The 20,321-nt window shown below is 39.9% G+C and carries 16 protein-coding genes and 1 other RNA gene; 15 read left to right on the top strand and 2 right to left on the bottom strand.

Going from position 1 to position 20,321, the window contains the following annotated elements; all coding sequences use genetic code 11:
- The first annotated feature begins 161 nt into the window (after positions 1-161).
- From ACJAT7_RS12070 to lpxM, 6 genes are all read left to right on the top strand, one after another.
- Entirely contained in the window at positions 162-1,700 is a 1,539-nt protein-coding gene (locus ACJAT7_RS12070) for a fumarate hydratase (protein ID WP_415227053.1), read from the top strand.
- Between the two features lie 93 nt (positions 1,701-1,793).
- Positions 1,794-2,984 carry an amino acid aminotransferase gene (locus ACJAT7_RS12065; protein WP_415227052.1) on the top strand — a complete coding sequence of 397 codons (1,191 nt, stop codon included), beginning with the start codon at positions 1,794-1,796 and terminating at the stop codon, positions 2,982-2,984.
- A gap of 101 nt (positions 2,985-3,085) precedes the next feature.
- Positions 3,086-4,438 (top strand): CDP-diacylglycerol--serine O-phosphatidyltransferase, encoded by a 1,353-nt coding sequence (pssA, locus tag ACJAT7_RS12060; RefSeq protein ID WP_415227051.1) that lies wholly within the window; start codon positions 3,086-3,088, stop codon positions 4,436-4,438.
- Positions 4,438-5,220, top strand: coding sequence for a sulfite exporter TauE/SafE family protein (locus ACJAT7_RS12055; protein WP_415227050.1), 783 nt, complete (start codon positions 4,438-4,440; stop codon positions 5,218-5,220). Before pssA ends, ACJAT7_RS12055 begins: the two co-directional genes overlap by 1 nt.
- A 145-nt stretch (positions 5,221-5,365) precedes the next feature.
- Positions 5,366-5,463, top strand: an RNA gene (ffs, locus tag ACJAT7_RS12050) — signal recognition particle sRNA small type.
- 53 nt (positions 5,464-5,516) lie between these two features.
- Positions 5,517-6,482: a lauroyl-Kdo(2)-lipid IV(A) myristoyltransferase gene (gene lpxM / locus ACJAT7_RS12045; protein WP_415227049.1), complete on the top strand. Its 966-nt coding sequence runs from the start codon at positions 5,517-5,519 to the stop codon at positions 6,480-6,482.
- A 10-nt stretch (positions 6,483-6,492) separates the two neighbouring features.
- On the opposite strand, the gene ACJAT7_RS12040 is transcribed toward lpxM, so the two are convergent.
- A complete protein-coding gene (locus tag ACJAT7_RS12040; protein ID WP_415227048.1) occupies positions 6,493-7,230 on the bottom strand; it encodes a YciK family oxidoreductase in 738 nt (245 codons plus the stop codon).
- 131 nt (positions 7,231-7,361) lie between these two features.
- Between ACJAT7_RS12040 and sohB the strand changes: the two genes are divergently transcribed.
- The 9 genes from sohB to purF all read left to right on the top strand — a co-directional run bounded on the left by sohB (position 7,362) and on the right by purF (position 18,302).
- A complete protein-coding gene (gene sohB / locus ACJAT7_RS12035; RefSeq protein WP_415227047.1) occupies positions 7,362-8,408 on the top strand; it encodes a protease SohB in 1,047 nt (348 codons plus the stop codon).
- Positions 8,409-8,602: 194 nt separating this feature from the next.
- The gene (topA, locus tag ACJAT7_RS12030) at positions 8,603-11,254 is read left to right on the top strand and encodes a type I DNA topoisomerase (protein ID WP_415227046.1); all 2,652 of its coding nucleotides are present in this window, start codon (positions 8,603-8,605) and stop codon (positions 11,252-11,254) included.
- A 195-nt stretch (positions 11,255-11,449) separates the two neighbouring features.
- Positions 11,450-11,944 carry a hypothetical protein gene (locus ACJAT7_RS12025; RefSeq protein ID WP_415227045.1) on the top strand — a complete coding sequence of 165 codons (495 nt, stop codon included), beginning with the start codon at positions 11,450-11,452 and terminating at the stop codon, positions 11,942-11,944.
- 33 nt (positions 11,945-11,977) lie between these two features.
- Positions 11,978-13,237 (top strand): glucose-1-phosphate adenylyltransferase, encoded by a 1,260-nt coding sequence (gene glgC / locus ACJAT7_RS12020; protein ID WP_415227044.1) that lies wholly within the window; start codon positions 11,978-11,980, stop codon positions 13,235-13,237.
- An 81-nt stretch (positions 13,238-13,318) separates the two neighbouring features.
- Positions 13,319-14,104 (top strand): tRNA pseudouridine(38-40) synthase TruA, encoded by a 786-nt coding sequence (truA, locus tag ACJAT7_RS12015; RefSeq protein WP_415227043.1) that lies wholly within the window; start codon positions 13,319-13,321, stop codon positions 14,102-14,104.
- 64 nt (positions 14,105-14,168) lie between these two features.
- On the top strand, positions 14,169-15,431 hold the full coding sequence (folC, locus tag ACJAT7_RS12010; protein WP_415227042.1) for a bifunctional tetrahydrofolate synthase/dihydrofolate synthase: 1,263 nt from the start codon (positions 14,169-14,171) through the stop codon (positions 15,429-15,431).
- Between the two features lie 3 nt (positions 15,432-15,434).
- Positions 15,435-16,043 carry an SPOR domain-containing protein gene (locus tag ACJAT7_RS12005; RefSeq protein WP_415227041.1) on the top strand — a complete coding sequence of 203 codons (609 nt, stop codon included), beginning with the start codon at positions 15,435-15,437 and terminating at the stop codon, positions 16,041-16,043.
- Between the two features lie 79 nt (positions 16,044-16,122).
- A complete protein-coding gene (locus tag ACJAT7_RS12000) occupies positions 16,123-16,617 on the top strand; it encodes a CvpA family protein (RefSeq protein WP_415227040.1) in 495 nt (164 codons plus the stop codon).
- A gap of 170 nt (positions 16,618-16,787) precedes the next feature.
- A complete protein-coding gene (gene purF, locus ACJAT7_RS11995; RefSeq protein WP_415227039.1) occupies positions 16,788-18,302 on the top strand; it encodes an amidophosphoribosyltransferase in 1,515 nt (504 codons plus the stop codon).
- Positions 18,303-18,693: 391 nt separating this feature from the next.
- On the opposite strand, the gene asnS is transcribed toward purF, so the two are convergent.
- Positions 18,694-20,094, bottom strand: coding sequence for an asparagine--tRNA ligase (gene asnS, locus ACJAT7_RS11990; RefSeq protein WP_415227038.1), 1,401 nt, complete (start codon positions 20,092-20,094; stop codon positions 18,694-18,696).
- Positions 20,095-20,321 lie beyond the last annotated feature (227 nt).

Here is a 20,321-nt window from a genome sequence, read left to right as displayed (position 1 = left end):
CGAAAACCAGTATTGCGTTACAGCATTCGATAAGGGATCAACCATTACCCTCATGCTGCGCCTTATTCTGGTCTCCGAGCTGAGCCCTGATAAAGCATCTTGAGGTATCATGGGTATAATGAAAGTTCGCCTTAGCCTCATCTACACAATCGGAGTTTTATATGACGATTATTAAGCAACAAGACGTTATTAACAGTGTTGCCAATGCATTACAATTTATCTCTTATTATCACCCGCTTGATTTTATACAAGCGATGGATAAAGCCTATCAAAGAGAAGAAAATCCGGCAGCAAAAGATGCGATTGCACAAATACTCATTAACTCGCGTATGTGCGCCGAGGGTAAGCGTCCCATTTGTCAAGATACCGGTATTGTTAATGTGTTTGTGAAAATTGGTATGGATGTTTCCTTTGCCAGTGAATTAACTCTTCAAGATATGATTGATGCGGGTGTGCGCAAAGCGTATAGCGATCCCAGTAATCCCCTGCGTGCTTCGATCGTTAGCGATCCGGCGGGTCTGCGCACAAATACTAAAGACAATACCCCTTGCGTCGTACATGTTGAGATGGTGCGTGGAGATAAAGTGGATATAACGGTTGCAGCCAAAGGAGGGGGCTCTGAAAACAAATCCAAAATGGTGATGCTAAATCCCTCGGACTCCATTGCTGACTGGGTCGAAAAAACGGTGCCTGAGATGGGGGCCGGCTGGTGTCCTCCGGGAATATTAGGTATCGGCATAGGCGGCACAGTCGAAAAAGCGGCGTTAATGGCGAAAGAGTCATTAATGGATCCTGTTGATATCTTTGAGTTGCAGGAAAAATCAAGAAAAAGCAGTGATAATTTAACAACAGATGAAAAATTACGACTAGAAATCATGCAGCGTGTGAATGCGCTGGGCATAGGCGCACAAGGTTTAGGCGGTTTAACGACGGTATTAGATATAAAAATCAAAAGTTGTCCGACCCATGCGGCTTGCAAACCAGTGGTCATGATCCCAAATTGTGCTGCAACAAGGCATCTTCACTTTGTCCTCGATGGTAGTGGCGAAGCTGTCTTCAATCCGCCGAGCTTAAATGACTGGCCGAAAATCACACGTGAAGTGGGTGAGAATGTACGCCGTGTTAATCTCAACAAACTCACTAAAGATGATATTGCCAGTTGGAAATGTGGTGATACCCTATTGCTGTCAGGTAAAATTTTAACCGGCCGTGATGCTGCGCATAAACGCATTTATGAACTGGTTACGTCGGGAGAAGGATTGCCTGAGGGGCTTGATTTTAACGGTCGCTTTATCTATTACGTCGGACCCGTTGATGCCGTGCGCGATGAGGTTGTTGGACCTGCAGGGCCGACAACGGCAACACGAATGGACAAGTTTACCGATTTTATGCTCAACGATATGGGGTTACTGGGCATGATAGGTAAATCTGAACGTGGACAAAAAACGGTTGATTCTATTGCTAAACACAATTCAGCGTATTTAATGGCCGTGGGTGGCGCTGCCTATTTAGTGGCAAAGGCGATTAAAAAATCACGCGTTATAGCGTTTGCCGACCTTGGAATGGAGGCGATTTATGAATTTGAAGTTGAAGATATGCCTGTTACAGTGGCTGTCGACAGTGAAGGGAATAATGTACATGCTCAAGGACCTGCCATTTGGAAAGTGAAAATAGCCGATATGGGCAGCAAATTATCCTAATAATCGTATTTTTTATTGCTTGAAAAAGAAGAAATGGTATAACACTATTTCTATAACAGTATTGTGTTACTCGATGTTAATAAAGGAATTCTTATGTTCGAACAAGTAAGTATGGCGGCTGCTGATCCGATTTTGGGATTAACTGATGCGTTCAAGAAAGATCCACGAGTTGAAAAAATCAACTTGGGTGTTGGTATCTACAAAAATGAAAGTGGTTTAACGCCAATTTTAGCGACCGTTAAAGAAGCTGAAAAACGCCTGCTTGCAGAAGAATCCACAAAAAGTTATTTATCTATTGAAGGGCTCGCGGCATATGGCAGTGCGGTGCAAAAACTTTTATTTGGTAAAGACTCGGAAATTATTGCATCAAATCGTGTGCGCACCGCCCAAGCACCCGGTGGTACGGGGGCGCTGCGCACAGCCGCTGATTTTGCTGTTAAAAAATTGGGCATAAAAAGAATATGGGTAAGTAACCCGACATGGGCTAATCATGGCAATGTTTTCAGCACGGCCGGTTTAGACGTTGTTGGTTATGATTATTATAATGCCCAAACTAAAGATTTAGATTTCGATGCGATGCTTTTGTCACTGCAAGCCGTTGACGCGGGCGATCTTGTGCTTTTTCACGGCTGTTGTCATAACCCTACGGGTATCGATCTAACCCTTGAACAATGGGAAATAGTTGCAAAATTAATGGTAGAGCTGGGTGCGATTCCATTTTTCGACTTTGCATATCAAGGTTTTGCAAAAGGCGTTGAAGAAGATGCACAAGGTTTACGCATTTTTGCTAAATATAATAAAGAATTATTGGTTGCTAATTCGTTCTCTAAAAACTTTGGTTTATACAATGAACGTGTTGGCGGTATTACATTAGTCGCAGAAGATAGTGAGATTGCAGAGTCGGCATTTAGCCAAATTAAATCGGGCATTCGTTCAAATTATTCAAATCCACCTGCACATGGTGCTGCAGTTGTGACTCTGATCCTTAATGATGCCCAGCTATACAAACAGTGGGTTCAAGAAGTGGCAGATATGCGCGAGCGCATTAAAAATATGCGTGAGTTATTTGTTGCGACGTTAAAAGAAAAAGGGATCTCGGCCGATTACAGTTTTATTATTCGTCAAAATGGTATGTTCTCTTTCTCTGGTTTATCTGTTGAACAAGTCAATCGACTCAGGGATGAGTTTGCTGTATACATTGTTGGCTCTGGTCGTATATCGGTAGCAGGGATGACTAAAGATAATATGCAGCCGCTTTGTGAAGCAATAGCAAAAGTAATTTAAGCTATATATTGCTTTACCAAATTCGCTGAAAATAAAACAAGTTGTTTAGGCAGCCTTGTTTTATTTTCAGCCTTATTATTTCAGTTTTATAAAAGAATTTTATGAGTAGTCGAATTAAAAAAAGTTTGTCATTTCTAAATAACCTAAACAAAATACCGCTTTCAGCACAATCCGTTGATTGTCTTTTCTCATCTAGATCTTTTAAAGCTGAGCTATTAACACAAATAGCCAATGCCAAACATCGAATCTATTTGGCGGCGTTATATCTTGAAGCAGACGAGGCGGGGAAAGAGATTCTGATGGCGCTTTACCAAGCCAAAAAACAGATACCTACTCTGGATATCGTTGTTTGTGTCGATTTTCACCGCGCGCAACGCGGTTTGATTGGTCACAACAAGTCCATCGAATCGAATGCAACTTGGTATCAAGAGGTTGGAAAAGCACAAGGTTTAGGTGTTAAAATAATGGGGCTTCCCGTTAAGCGTAAAGAGTTGTTTGGTGTACAACATCTTAAAGGTTTTATTTTTGATAACCGGGTTCTTTATAGCGGTGCGAGTTTTAATAATATCTATTTACACCACTGTGAACGTTACCGTTACGACCGTTACTGGTTGATTCATAATCAAGAACTGGCTGATTCAATGGTCAATTTCTTAAAAGATGAAATTATCAGCAGCGACGCAGTTGTCGCATTAAACGCTCAATTTATACCTAAAATGTCAGATTTTAAGGTTGCGCATAAGCAGCTTGCTAAAAATTTAAAACAAGCGTCGTACCAATACCAGGGGCAAAATTTATCTGATTCACTATCAATTGTCCCCTTATCTGGTTTAGGTGCGAGACACAACAAACTAAATAACTGTATTCGTAAAATATTACAGAGCGCACAAAATGAGACTGTTATATTTACGCCCTATTTTAACCTGCCAAGGGCGCTATCAAGAGATATTAGCGCTCTATTAAAACGCGGGGTAAATCTGCGGATAGTTGTTGGTGATAAAACTGCAAATGATTTTTATATTCCTGAAGATAAACCTTTTAAGACTATTGGTGGTTTGCCATACCTTTATGAGAGCAATTTAAAACAGTTTGCCGAAAAACATCAGCAGTCGTTGCAAAGTGGACAGTTGAAATTACATCTTTGGAAAGATGGCGCTAATAGTTTTCACTTGAAAGGTATCTATGTGGATAATCGTTTCGTTATGTTAACGGGACACAACTTAAATCCACGGGCCTGGCGTCTGGATATTGAAAATGGTTTGCTGATTGATGATCCTAAACAAGATCTAAAAGGGCTACTGGACCAAGAACTCTCAGAGATACTGAAAAACACCCGAGAAATAACGACCCCCGAACAAATTGAAGGGATCGATAACTATCCGGAACAGGTAAAAAAACTATTATTACGGATGCGTAGAATTAAAGTAGACAGATTAGTGAAAGGTCTTATTTAATGCTCTTGCTCGGTTACATGCTGTTGGGCGCAGTAGCCGGTCTAATAGCGGGTATATTTGGTTTAGGTGGCGGTATTATTATTGTCCCAGCCCTTATTTTTACATTCACTTATCTCAATTTCCCAGCGGAAGTGTTAACGCATTTAGCTGTTGGGACATCGCTTTCTACCATTTTATTTACCTCCCTTAGTGCTATCTATGTTCACCATAGGAGACTGGCCATCAATTGGTCATTGGCTTTTAATCTAAGTATCGGTATGTTATTCGGCGGTTTAATTGGCGCGTATTTTGCCGAGTTTATGTCTGGCGTATTATTACGCCGGATATTTGCATTTTATAGCATCTCTGTTGCGCTGCAAATGTGGTTTTCATGGTTACCCAAGGCAATTCTAACACCACCTAAAAAATTGGGCTGTACTTTATTAGGTAGTGCAATCGGTGTTTTTTCCGGCTTGTTTGGCATTGCAGGTGGCTCATTAGTTGTGCCTATTTTGACGTTATATCGAACTAAAATAACGCAGGCGATTGCTATCTCCGCAGTGACGGGTTTTCCCATTGCTTTGTCGGGGACCATTGGATATATAGTCATGGGCTGGCACAACACAGCATTGCCTGATAATAGTTTTGGTTATGTGTATTGGCCTGCAATGTTGGGGATTGTTTTAAGCAGTGCTATTTTTGCTAAATTCGGTGCGATGCTTGCGTATCGTTTACCTTCTAGAAAACTACAAAAAATGTTCTCTATTGTACTTTTGTTAGTTGCGATTAAGTTGCTGGTTTGATTTTTAACCGGAGAACACATGAAATGATGGTTAATTAGGCAGTTGCAAGCTAAATGGTAAATAGGAGTTGAATTCTTTCTTTTGATACGTATAATTCCGTTCATCAAGTCTTTCACAGGTCTTGATGACAGTGACAATGGTAGGCTTCTTGGTTCCTCGCATTGATAACTTATTAACCTGGTCAGAGCCGGAAGGCAGCAGCCATAGTAGGTGATTCAAGTGCCGAGGGTTTGCTGGGGAGTCTGCCACCCACACTCCCCCCCTAGATCATTATTAGCTTCTCAAAAGGCCTAATTATGAATGAATATAATTCCCGTTTTGATACTTCCCTAAAAAAACAACACTTTCTGCCCAAATATTGGGGTACATGGTGCTTGCTTGGACTGTTATTTCTATTTAGTTATTGTCCTATCAAATTACGCGATCGTTTTGCAGCTATGGTCGCAGATAAGCTCTATAACGCTAAATTTTTAAATAAACGTAAAAAAATCGCATTTACCAATTTAGGGTTATGTTTTCCTAAATACAGCCAAGCTCAAAAAGAGTCATTAATGCGTGAAAACCTACGCGCTGTCGCGCAGATCTCTCTATCACTGGGTGAACTTGCATTTAGAAACCGCGATTTTTTACTAAAGCGTGTCAATATGATTGGCGAGCAGCATATTAAGCAAGCAGAGTCGCAAAATAAAGCGATTATCTTTTTAGGTCCGCACTGTTACGGTCTTGATTATGCGGGTATAGCAGGACTCAATGCCAGAGGCTACCCAATATCCAGCATGTTTAAAGATTATAATAATCCTATTTTTGACTGGTTTGTAACGGGTTACCGGACCCGTTTTACTAAGGCTATTGGCAAAGGTGCTTTATACCATCGTAGCGAAGGTTTAAAACCGGTTATTAAAAGCTTGCGCGATAAAACACATTTTTATTATCTGCCCGATGAAGATCATGGTCGCGATAATAGCCTTTTCACCGATTTTTATGCGACTCAAAAAGCGACCTTACCTATGATTGGCCGTTTAGCTAAATTAGGTAAAGCAGTAGTGATCCCCTTTTTTACTTCATATAATGCAAAAACGACTAAATATGATGTTATCTTTCATGCGCCTCTGGAAAAGTTCCCAACAGGTGATGAGCTGCAAGATACGCTATTGATGAATAAAGCGATTGAAAAACTAATAGACGAGAACCGCAGTCAATATATGTGGACGCTTAAATTATTAAAAACACGCCCGGAGGTGGGGTTAGATATCTATAAATAAATTTACTGCTCTACTGTGCGTTAATACGCTGACCTGTTACCTCAATGCTATCATCACTTAATAAATACAGATAACTCGGCATAATATCCTCTGCTGTTTTTAATCGCGTGCTGTCCTCTGCCGGATAGGCTGCTGCGCGCATTGCTGTGCGCGTGGCGCCCGGGTTTATTGCATTAAAGCGTAACGTGCTGTTTTCATATTCATCAGCTAGTACCTGCATCATACCTTCAGTGGCAAATTTTGATACGCTGTACGCTCCCCAGTATGCTCGTCCTTGGTTGCCTACTGCTGAGGTGGTAAATATTGTTGTAGCGTGTTCAGCAAGGGTTAAAACAGGGAGTAATGCTTTGGTTAACAAAAATTGTGCAGTCACATTGGTCTGTATAACCTCATCCCAGATCGATTTTTCAATTTGCGCAAAAGGAACTAATACACCCAATTGACTTGCATTATGTACCAGCCCGTCAAGTTTCCCATATTCACGTTTAATAGTGTCGGTTAAATCAATGTAATGCTGCTCCGTCGCACCCTTTAAATCCAAGGGTAAAATTGCTGCTTGCTGCTTGCCCAAGGCTTCGATTTGATCATAAACGAGCTCAAGTTTTTTTACTGTTTTACCCAATAAAATAACGCTGGCGCCAAACTCTGCGCATTGTAATGCCAATGTTTTACCAATTCCGGCGCCCGCACCCGTGATCAGGATCGTTTTTCCTGCTAGGGAGTCAGGTTGTGCATGATATTCCTTCATAAACTTTCTCATTTTTTACAAATAAGTGGGAATATTAACTTTTTTTCAACAAAAGTCTCAAACTCTTTTGTGTCGAGGCGAACTTTTTGTCATGATATGCATCGTCAATCTTATTAAATAGGAATATTATTTTGGAATTTTTATCTGAATATGGTCTGTTTTTAGCAAAAGCTGTCACCTTTGTTTTAACGGTAGTCATCTGTTTAGTTGCAGTAATTGCTATCGTGAGTAAGCAGAGGAATAAAAAAGGAGAATTGGATTTAATTGATTTATCAGAACAGTTAAAAGAGACAAAAAATTCAATTGAAGAAAAGTTATTAACTTCTCACCAATTAAAGCTGCGCCATAAAAAAGAAAAAAAAGAACTGAAAGAAAAAGATAAAGAAGCAAAAAAAGCGGCTAAAAATGGACAAGTTGATGATGGCCAACCGCAATTGTATGTGGTCGATTTTAAAGGCAGTATAGATGCAAAGGAAGTGCTTTCATTAAGAGAAGAGATCACCGCCATTTTAAGTGTGGCCAGTGAAAAAGATGAAGTGTTTGTGCGCCTTGAAAGTGGCGGCGGCATGGTTCACGGTTATGGTTTGGCCGCATCACAACTACAACGTATTAAAGATCATAATATTCCATTAACAATAGCCGTTGATAAAGTAGCTGCCAGTGGTGGTTATATGATGGCCTGTATTGCCGATAAAATAATTTCAGCACCTTTTGCAATCCTGGGATCAATTGGTGTTATTGCACAAATCCCCAACTTCAATCGATTATTGAAAAAACATGATATTGAATTTGAGCAGTTAACTGCGGGAGATTATAAACGTACCCTAACCATGTTTGGTGAAAATGATCAGGTTGGACGTGATAAATTTAAGCAAGAGTTACAAGAGACCCATGAGTTGTTTAAACAATTTGTGTCAACTCATCGCAGTCAAATAGATATCGATGAAGTAGCAACGGGTGAACATTGGTATGGATTACAGGCAATTGAACGTAATTTAGTGGATGAAATTTCAACCAGTGATGATTATCTAGTATCACAGTTAGATAACCGCCATATTATACAAATCAAATACACTCAGCGTAAAAAATTAGCCGATAAATTGGGACATGCTGCTTCTGTTGCAGTCGAAAATAGTCTTTTTAAATTGATGCAGTTGAACATTAATCGTTTATTCTAACAATTGATTGAATTTTATACTAAGTGTGAAGCCAACTTCTGTATAGTTGGCTTTTTAACGTATTTATCTGTTTATTATAAAAAAAAGTTTGCTATTTTCTGTTACTTTGGCTTATATGAAAAGAAAATTCACTGGATGAATTGTAAATTAGATTTTCCCCTCTCGAATATAACTACTTTAGGTAGAGAAAAATTATGAGCAAATCACTTGTTATTGTGGAGTCACCCGCAAAAGCAAAAACCATCAATAAATACCTGGGTAAGGATTTTATTGTTAAATCGAGTGTCGGGCATATCCGAGATCTTCCGACCAGCGGTAGTGCCAAGAAAAAAATTGATGCTAAGCCGAATAAGTCTTTAGCAGGCCTGACGCCATCCAAAAAAGAGAAAGAAAAAGCAAAGCGTTCACAGGAAGCGTTAGTGACTCGAATGGGCATTGATCCGAAGAATAATTGGAAAGCGCATTACGAGATACTGCCAGGTAAAGAAAAAGTGGTCAGTGAGCTGCAAAAATTAGCCAAAGATGCTCCGACTATCTATCTCGCAACCGATTTGGATAGAGAGGGTGAGGCGATTGCATGGCACTTGCGTGAAGTACTCGGTGGAGATGATTCTAAATATCAACGCGTGGTGTTTAATGAAATAACTGAAAGTGCCATTCAAGAAGCCTTTCAGCACCCGACACAATTAAATATTGACTGCGTAAAAGCACAGCAAACACGTCGATTTCTGGATCGCGTTGTTGGTTTTATGGTTTCTCCACTACTTTGGAAAAAAGTCGCACGGGGATTATCCGCCGGACGCGTTCAATCTGTCGCCGTACGTTTGTTAGTTGAACGTGAACGACTTATTAAGGCATTTAATCCCGATGAATATTGGGATCTGCATGCAGATGTGCAAAGCGCAGATAAAACAGCTTTACGTTTAGAAGTTTTCAAAGAAGATGGGAAATCGTTTAAGCCAACAACAGAAAAAGAGACGTTTAACGCCGTTGAATCGCTACAATCGGCACAGTACAAATTACTCTTGCGTGAAGATAAACCAACGACAAGTAAAGCCAGCGCACCCTTTATAACATCAACATTACAGCAGGCTGCCAGCACACGTTTAGGTTTTGGTGTTAAAAAGACCATGATGCTTGCGCAACGTCTTTACGAAGCGGGTTATATTACCTATATGCGAACAGATTCAACCAACTTGAGTAAAGACGCGGTTGCCTCTGCGCGTGATTATATCAGTGATGAATTCGGGAAAAATTACTTGCCTGAAGAGGCGCTGGTATATCGCAGTAAATCTGGCGCGCAAGAAGCGCATGAGGCAATAAGGCCATCTAATGTTACGCAACTTGCCGCATTAATTACGGACGTCGATCGCGATGCGCAGCGTCTATATGAACTGATCTGGCGTCAATTTCTAGCATGTCAGATGCTCCCTGCACTTTACGATGCATCGACGTTAGTTGTTGAAGCGGGTAAATACCAGCTTCGCGCTAAAGGTCGTACACTGCGTTTTGCGGGGTGGACAAAAGCCCAACCTGTTGCAAAAAGCAAAGTTGATGAGGTGCAACTACCTGATTTAGCCGTTGGTGAATTATTAAATCTTATCGAACTCGACCCTAAACAACATTTCACTAAACCGCCGGCTCGCTTTTCTGAAGCGGCTTTAGTTAAAGAGCTTGAAAAATTAGGCATCGGACGACCATCGACTTATGCAAGCATCATCTCAACTATTCAAGACAGGGGCTATGTAAGAGTTGATAAACGCCGTTTTTATGCAGTAAAAATGGGGGAGATTGTAAGTGACCGCCTTAGCGAAAATTTTGTTGAGTTGATGAGCTATGATTTCACTGCGCAGATGGAAAGAAATCTTGATGCTATCGCAGAAGGTAAAGCAAGTTGGACAGATGAGCTGGATCGTTTCTATAAAGATTTAACTAATTTATTAGATAAAGCTGAACGACCAGTGGAAGAGGGCGGAATGCGCCTTAATGAACCTGTTATTATTGATGAGATTCATTGCCCTACCTGTGACCGCCCTATGGGCATAAGAACCGCTTCTACAGGTGTGTTCTTAGGCTGTTCCGGTTATGCACTGCCACCCAAAGAGCGCTGCAAAACAACCATTAATTTAGTTGATGGTGAAGAAGGGATAGATGTTTTAAGCGCAGAAGATCTAGAAACTGCCACCTTGATGGCGAAGAAACGTTGTCCTAAATGCGATATGGCGATGGATAGCTATCTGATCGATGAAAGCCGCAAATTACATGTGTGTGGTAACAATCCGCTTTGTGACGGACATTTAGTTGAACATGGCGAATTTAAGATTAAAGGGTATGACGGCCCGCTTGTTGAGTGTGACAAATGTGGCAGTGATATGCAGTTAAAAGATGGCCGTTTCGGTAAATATATGGGCTGCACAAATGAAGATTGTAGTAATACCCGTAAAATTTTACGCAGTGGTGAAGTTGCGCCGCCAAAAGAAGATCCGGTTGTTCTGCCTGAACTGGAATGTGAACAAAGTGATGCGCATTTTATCTTAAGAGATGGTGCTTCAGGCATTTTCTTAGCGGCAAGTACGTTCCCTCGTTCGCGTGAAACGCGTGCACCACTGGTTGCAGAGCTTGCCCGGTTTAGAGAGCGTATATCACCTAAATTCTACTATTTAGCAGATGCGCCGCAACAAGATCCCGATGGTAATCTTGCTGTGGTGCGCTACAGTCGAAAAAATAAAGAGCAGTATGTGATGACTGAAATAGAGAAAAAAGCGACAGGGTGGACTGCAAAATTTATCGATGGGAAATGGGTAGAGGAACAAACTAAAAAAAGAGCGGTAAAGGCTAAAAAATAGTTTTTTTATTTCTTATTAAATTAATAAGGTAGCGCAAGCTACCTTTTTTTTACAAAATAATATGTGAAGCACCTCAAAGAAAAAATAGCCATTTCCTCCGTTTGTTGAACTCATTCAAATTTATTAACTTTGGAAACCATACTATTGCTCAGACATACTAATTTAATATCAATGTGATATTAGAAAGAGAACATTATGTCCCTGTGCTCACTACTGAGTGAATTAGATCGCAAAGTGATCTTGTTCACTTATGAAAAGAAAGGAAAAAATCAAAAATTATTACCCTTTAGTTCATTAACGGATGAATATTGTTCGTTTATTTTAACTGAAGGGGAATATATTCTATGGGAACTCGCAAAAAGAAAACTGACTGAAGCCGAAATTATTGCCCATTCATGGCTTGTCTCTTCAAAAAAAAATGGATCTTTAGTGCTCAAGTTTCAAGAAAATAACCACCTCAATATAAGCAGCTTATTTGATAATGACCATTACGTTGGCCATTGGTTATTAGAGCACGGTATTTTAAAAGTTTATTTCAATTATCAAGATCACGACTATGATATAAACATCATCGCCAATAATAACCGCTCGATTCATTCCGCCCTGCAGATAATTGATGATGCATGCATAGATATTTTAAAAGTTGTCCCTTTAAGCCATGCCAAATATGGAAAAGCTTTAATTGATTAAATAATCAGCTTACTCAGGGAGCAAGGAAAAGCAATGAGCCAACATATAGGATTATTAACCAGAGATACTGTTGCATTAATTCTTGCCGGCGGGAAAGGGAGTCGTTTGAAGCAGTTAACAGAAGATCGTGCTAAACCCGGATTACCTTTTGGCGGGAAATATAAGATCATTGACTTTACATTATCTAATTGCATGAATTCAGGGCTCCGCAGAGTTGAAGTCTTAACCCAATATAAGTCATCCGAATTATTAGATCATATCCAAAAATCGTGGAATAGAATGCCTTGGGAGTTAGGAGAGTATGTCAATATAGTACCTGCACAGCAGCAGATAGGTGATGAATGGTATCGTGGAACGGCGGATGCTGTTTACCAGAATTTAAAAGCATTACGTAAACAGGATTGTAAATATGTGATGATATTAGGCGGTGATCATATCTATAAAATGGATTACAGCCGTATGCTACGCCAGCATGCAAAGCATAATTCGGATATTTCCATTGCTTCAATTCCAGTCGACAGTCAATGTGCCAGTGCATTTGGCGTTTTAAATATTGATGCCGATATGAAAATCATTCAATTCCAAGAAAAACCGGACTGTCCTGCAGAAATACCCAATCAACCTGGGCAATCTTTAGTCTCGATGGGGGTTTATGTTTTTAATTTTGAAATTCTAGAAAAGCTGCTCGAAGATGACGCAGGACGAAAAGATTCAAAGCATGATTTTGGTTATAATATTATTCCACGCGCAATAACTGAACACCATGTAACAGCATATATATTTGACAGCAAAGGTTGCGCTGATGTACAAGCTTACTGGAAAGATGTTGGGACCATAGATCAATACTTCCAAGCAAATCTAGACTTAGTTAAAATTGAACCTGAGTTAAATTTATACGATAAACATTGGCCCATATATTCATTTCAGGAGCAACTCCCCGGTGCTAAATTTATATTTAATGAGGATTATTGCCGAGGACATGCGATAGACAGTGTCGTCTGTGCGGGCTGTATTATTTGTGGCGCGACAGTTGAAAACTCATTATTATCGACACGTGTCACTATTGAAAAGCATAGTTTTGTAAGTCATTGCATTATTTTACCCAATGTAAAAGTTGGCATGTATTGTAATCTTTTCAATGTCATAGTGGTTGATGACTGTGTTATTCCTGATGGGATTAAAATCGGTTACGATTATGATTTTGATAACAAATATTATGAAATATCAGAAAATGGGGTGAGACTTGTGACCCAGAATATGATTGATAACTACCTTAAGGCTGTTCAAGAATGAACGGTTTTATTTTAATTGCGGCTCATAATTTTTAACACTTTGATGTATACTGCACGCTTTGAAATTTTAGGGTGAAGATCAATGCGTATTGCACTCGGTATTGAATATGATGGTGCAGCTTATTATGGCTGGCAGCGTCAAAAAGAGGTTATCTCAGTACAAGAGGAGCTTGAAAAGGCATTATCGGTGGTTGCCAATCATACTGTTATTGTAAATTGTGCCGGTCGAACGGACGCTGGCGTTCATGGCACCGGGCAAGTTGTTCATTTTGAAACGCAGGCTAATCGTAAAGATGTCGCCTGGACTCTGGGTGTAAATGCCAATCTACCCGACGATATAGCCGTTCGCTGGGTAAAACATGTTGATCAATCATTTCATGCGCGTTTTAGTGCAACTGCACGCCGTTATCGTTACATTATCCATAACGGTCGATTCCGTCCCGGTATTTTACGTACGGGGTTAAGCCATTATCATACGCCACTTGATGCCGAACTAATGCAGCAAGCCGGGCAATATATTCTTGGTCATCAAGATTTTACCTCATTTCGCGCGCTGCATTGCCAAGCTAATAGCCCGCTGCGCTGCATTGAATATCTTGAGATCACGCGTCGTAATAATTTTATTATTATTGATATTAAGGCAAATGCCTTCCTGCATCATATGGTGCGCAATATCGCCGGCAGCTTAATTGAAGTTGGACGTGGTAATCAGCCAGTTGATTGGCTAAAAACATTACTTAGCTATAAAGATCGCTCAAAAGCTGCCGCTACAGCAAAACCCGGTGGTTTGTATCTTGTTGCCGTCGATTACCCGGAAGAATTTGATCTTCCCAAATTACCGTGTGGCCCATTATTTCTAGAGATGTAGATTTTAGAGATGTAGTTTTTTAAAGTGTTGCGGATTGGCTTAGAATTTAGAGTGTTGATAAATTATGCAAAAAAATTTAAATGAATGGTTAAGTTACATAGAACAGCTTCATCCAAGCGAGATTGAATTAGGGTTAACAAGAATATCCAAAGTAGCAAAAAATCTTGATTTAATTAAATTTGATGCAAAAGTTATTACCGTGGCGGGTACCAATGGTAAAGGTACAACGTGTGCTTTTCTTGAAGAGATCTTAATACAAGCGGGTTACAAAGTAGGAGTTTATAGCTCTCCGCATATTCAACGCTATACAGAACGTTTACGTATAAATCATCGTGAGCTGTCTGAAAGTGAGCATTGTCTGGCACTTAGCAAAGTTGAAACAGCGCGTGGAGTGACTTCTCTCAGTTATTTTGAATATGTCACCTTGGGCTGTTTGCAATTGTTAAAACAAGCGCACTGCGATTTCATTCTATTGGAAGTGGGCCTTGGAGGTCGCTTGGACGCGACCAATATGGTGGAATCGGATATAAGTGTGGTGACGACTATCGGCATAGATCATATTGATTGGTTAGGTGACGATAGAGATAAAATAGCGTTTGAAAAAGCGGGGGTGTTTCGTGGCAATAAGCCGGCAATTTGCGGTGAATTGAATCCTCCGCAATCGTTAATAGAACATGCGCAAAACATTTCTGCCGATATCATCTATGCCAATAAAGATTTTTATTACCAGGAGCAAGAAAACAGTTGGTCGTGGACGGGTAAAAAAACCATTACGGGTTTAAGTAAAACATTGATGCCTATACAAAATGCGTCCACTGCCTTAGCTGTTATTGAAGCGTTAAATCTTAACCTTGCAGATTCGTTAATTCGTAAATCATTACAGCAGGCTAAGCTTGCTGGGCGGCTACAAAAAATGGAGATGAGTGAGCCGGTTGATATCTATCTTGATGTTGCACATAATCCTCAATCAGCTCAATATTTAGCGAGCCAAATAAAAAAACTACGTGCGGATAAAGGCGAAAATTGTAAAGTGTTTGCGATTATCGGCATGTTAAAAGATAAAGATATAACCGGAACATTCGATCAGATTAACGAGCAGATTGATGATTGTAATCTTATTAGCTTAGATTGTTATCGTGGCGCAACGAGTCAAATACTGTTTGAATATTATCAGGCAAGTAAAAACAAACAAGATGAAGTAAATTGTTTTGAAAATGTCGAGTCAGCTTATAAAAGTGTCATTAACAAGGTTCGCTCATCTGATATACTCATTATTTTTGGTTCCTTCTATACGGTTTCCGATTTTTTAACTTTTTCACAAGGGTAAAACGTGGCTTCTCAGTTCAAAAATAGATTAGTGGGCGTGACAATTTTAGTTGCTTCTGTTGTTATTTTCTTACCATCAATTATTGACGGTAAGAAAATGGCTTATGAAGATGAGTTTGTTGCAACACCTATCAAACCAGAAATTAAAGCACATACATTGACAGGCCAACAAGACGGTAATGAAAGCGCAACAGTTAGTTCAGAAGAGCAGGCGAGTGGCACATTAGATAAGTCGACTAATGAAACTGCGCAAGCTGCTGCAGGAAATGGGGAGTGGGAGGTTGAGGAAGTAGCAGAAACTATTACTCTTGCTTCTACTGAGGTCGTTAAAGAGCCGGAAATTCAATCTGCACCTGCTGTGCTTGAAAAAGCATGGACAATTCAACTTGGCGCATTTCAAAATGCACAAAATATTAATCTATTGCTGAAAAAATTACATAAGGCTGGATTTCAGGCGCATACAGTACCTACTGAGGTTATTGATGGTGAACTGACACGGGTATTTGTCGGCCCAAATGTTTCTAAAAGTAAACTGGAAAAACAGTTGCCTCGATTAAAGCATTTAACTCAATTGAACGGAAAAATAATGCCATTTAATGCGGTCTCCCCTTAGATTCTTTGCAGCATTTGATTTTTAATTCTGCTAGAATGCGCTCGTTTGTAGCGCACCGTTAATATAACTAAGGACCGCAATGAGTTGGTTTGATTTCGCCATTATTGGCATTATAGCTTTTTCGTCACTTATAAGTTTAATACGGGGATTTACCAAAGAAGCTATCTCCCTTATCACTTGGTTTGCCGCCTTTTTTATTGCCAGCAATTTTTATCTCGAAGTTTCCCAATATTTAACGCAACTCCAGGATCAATTAATCCGCAATGCGCTCTCTATTGCCATTTTATTTATAACCGTCTTATTACTGGGTGCATTAATTAATTTTATTGTCAGCCGTTTAGTTTCAGTAACCGGTTTGTCTGGAACAGATCGCGTGATAGGCATGTTATTTGGTGCAATCCGCGGTGTGCTGATTGTCAGTGCCGTACTCTTTTTTATCGATTCATTTACCGCTTTTCATGAAGCTAAGTGGTGGTCGGAATCAACCCTGATTCCTGAGTTCGGTATTATTATCGAGTGGTTTTTTAAACATATTGAAAATTCTTCGAGTTTTTTAAATAACTTGTCAAAATAAATTTATAAATAAAAATTTAGTGGAAATGATGAGCTCGCCTTAGACCATAAATTTTCGGCGAACCTCTTAGTATATAAGCAATATCAACCAATCTTTCACGAACAAGTGTCTGATTGAAAAATATATTTAACATTAATTATTAACTATCTAAAAAATAAAGGCGTGAATTTATGTGTGGAATCGTTGGCATCGTTGGTTTAACTCCAGTTAATCAAAGCATTTATGATGCATTGACTGTATTACAACATCGCGGACAGGACGCCGCTGGTATTATCACCATTGCAGATGATAATTTTAAACAGCGTAAAGCAAATGGTTTAGTAAAAGATGTATTTGACTCTAAGCATATGCAGCGTTTGAAAGGCAATATCGGTATTGGTCATGTTCGTTATCCAACAGCAGGAAGCTCTAGCGCCGCCGAAGCGCAACCCTTTTATGTAAACTCTCCCTGGGGACTTGCATTAGCGCATAATGGTAATTTAACCAATGCAACCAGCCTGCGAAAATCATTAATTAAGTCTCGTCGCCATATTAATACGACCTCTGATTCTGAAGTGTTATTAAATATCTTCGCTGCCGAGCTTGATAATATGGAAGGCGATAAACTAGTACCGGATGATATTTTCAATGCGGTGCGTGAAGTACACAAGAAGGTAGTAGGGGCCTACGCTGTTGTATCACTGATGATTGGTCACGGTTTGGTTGCTTTCCGTGATCCTGATGGGATCCGTCCTCTTGTATTAGGGTCTCGTAAAACAGAAGAGGGCGATATGGAATATATCGTTGCCTCTGAAAGTGTCGGCTTAGATACTATTGGTTTTAAAGTGATGCGTGATGTTGAGCCTGGTGAAGCGGTATATATTACCGAAGATCGTCAACTTTTCACTCAACAGTGTGCGGAAAAAACGAGCTTGCATCCCTGTATCTTTGAATATGTTTATTTAGCACGTCCGGATTCAACCCTGAGTGGCATTTCTGTATATGAATCGCGTTTAGAGATGGGCCGTAAACTTGGCAGCAAAATCAAACGTGAATGGGCTGATATTGAAATTGATGCTGTTATTCCCATTCCAGAAACCTCAAATGATATTGCTTTACAAATTTCACTTGAATTAGGCCTTCCTTACCGCCAAGGTTTTGTTAAAAATCGCTATATAGGGCGTACTTTTATTATGCCGGGGCAAACACAACGTCGTAAGTCAGTGCGTCGTAAACTAAACCCTATAACTGCAGAGTTCAAAGACAAAGCGGTATTATTAGTCGATGACTCAATTGTACGTGGTACAACCTCAGAGCAGATTGTTGAGATGGTGCGTGATGCGGGGGCTAAAAAAGTTTATCTGGCGTCTGCTGCGCCGCAAGTTTGTCATCCCAACGTCTATGGTATTGATATGCCGACAACGTCGGAGTTAATTGCTCACAATCGCACTGTTGAGCAGATCAGCGATTGTATCGGTACGGATGGACTTATCTTCCAGGATCTGCAAGATTTAAAAGATGCAGTGGGAAAACAAAATCCGAATGTTGATGGTTTTGAGTGTTCAGTCTTCGATGGTATTTATGTAACCGGTGATATTGATCAGAGCTACTTTGATTACTTGGCGGGTTTACGAAGTGAAGATGCTAAAAACGTACAAGAGCAGAAAGAAGAGCTTGCCAGTTTAGAGATGCATAACGAATCATAATCTCTGTTATTAGCTAACGCTTAAAAAAACACAACTTTTGTTGTGTTTTTTTTTGGAAAGAAATTAATGATTTCTGCTTTGTAAAAAGCCGCAACTTGTTGTGTTTTTTTGTTTTTACACTGCGTGCTTTTATAAAAAAGCCTCAACTTGTTGTGTTTTTTTTGGAAAGAAATTAATAATTTCTGCTTTGTAAAAACCCGCAACTTGTTGTGTTTTTTTGTTTTTACACTGCGTGCTTTTATAAAAAAGCCTCAACTTGTTGTGTTTTTTTGTTTTTACACTGCGTGCTTTTATAAAAAAGCCTCAACTTGTTGTTTTTTTAGATTAAATTACAGGTATAAAAAAGCCAATATTTAAATTGGCTTTTTTATTTAACGTCAGTTGTTGCTAGTTAGAAATCAGCACTGCCTGGCGCACGTGGGAAGGCAATTACGTCACGGATGTTCTGTACGCCAGTGACATAAGAAACTAAACGTTCAAAGCCTAGACCGAACCCCGCATGAGGAACCGTACCGTATTTACGTAGGTCACGGTACCAGCTGTAGTCTTCTTGATTTAGGCCCATCTCTTCAAGACGTTTATCAAGTGATTCAAGGCTCTCTTCACGTTGACTACCGCCTATGATTTCACCTATGCCGGGTGCTAAAACATCCATTGCAGCCACCGTTTTACCATCTGCATTTAATTTCATATAAAAAGCTTTAATATCTTTTGGATAGTTTTGCAGAATGATTGGCGCACCTACATGCTCTTCGGCAAGATAACGTTCGTGCTCAGATTGTAAATCTACACCCCATTCAACCGGATATTCAAATTTTCTGTCACAATTTTTCAGGATTTCAATCGCATCTGTGTAGTCCATACGTACAAAATCAGAGCTGACGATCTTTTCTAGCCGTGTGATCGCTTCTTTATCTACACGTTGTGCAAAGAATGCCATATCATCAGCACGCTCAGTCAATACCGCATTAAATACATATTTAAGCATATCTTCAGCAAGTTGCGCTGCATCGGCTAGATCCGCAAATGCAATCTCAGGTTCAACCATCCAGAATTCGGCAAGGTGACGCGTCGTATTTGAGTTTTCGGCACGGAAAGTAGGGCCGAATGTGTATACATTCGTTAATGCACATGCATAAGTTTCTGCGTTTAACTGGCCTGATACGGTTAAGAAAGTTTCTTTACCAAAAAAGTCCTTCTTGTAATCAATTTTTCCTGCCTCTGTACGGGGCAGATTTTCTGAATCAAGCGTGCTCACTCGGAACATTTCACCCGCGCCTTCGCAGTCACTGCCAGTGATGATAGGCGTACTTATCCAGTTAAAGCCACGCTCATAAAAGAAGTTGTGGATTGCATGAGATAAACAGTTACGTACACGTGTTACTGCGCCAAACATGTTTGTACGCGGACGGAGATGAGCATGTTCACGCATATATTCAATACTATGGCGTTTCGCCGACATTGGGTAGGTATCAGGATCTTGTACAAAACCAAATACCTTGACCTCAGTCGCTTGAATTTCAAAGTTCTGTCCTTTTCCCGGACTTTCGACTAACTCGCCTGTTATCTGTACAGAGCAACCTGCAGTTAAGTTGAGAATTTCTGATGCATAATTTTCTAAATCAGCAGGTACAACTGCTTGAATTGGATCAAAACATGAACCATCATAAACTGCTAAAAATGAGATTCCTGCTTTTGAATCACGACGAGTACGGATCCAACCTTGGACCGTTACTTTTGTACCAATTGGGAATTTGCTGTTGAAAATTTCAACAATCGCTGTTTTTGACATCAGAATTAGTGCTCCATAATCACAGTTTTAACTGTTTTTTATTAAATATTATAATAGAGCCATATCTTACCTTGGCTAGGGCTAGATACAAGTCTATGATTTGATAATCATTGCTTTTTTTATTGGGATTTATCATGGAACAACAATATGTCAGACAGCACTTTCATAATGCACATGAATGGAGGCGTGTTTTTATTCTCTGGCTGACGGGGTTTTTATTGGCTGCA

This window comes from Psychromonas sp. (genome assembly GCF_047632995.1).
Taxonomy (GTDB): Bacteria; Pseudomonadota; Gammaproteobacteria; order Enterobacterales; family Psychromonadaceae; genus Psychromonas.
This window is presented reverse-complemented; position numbering and strand designations above follow the sequence as displayed.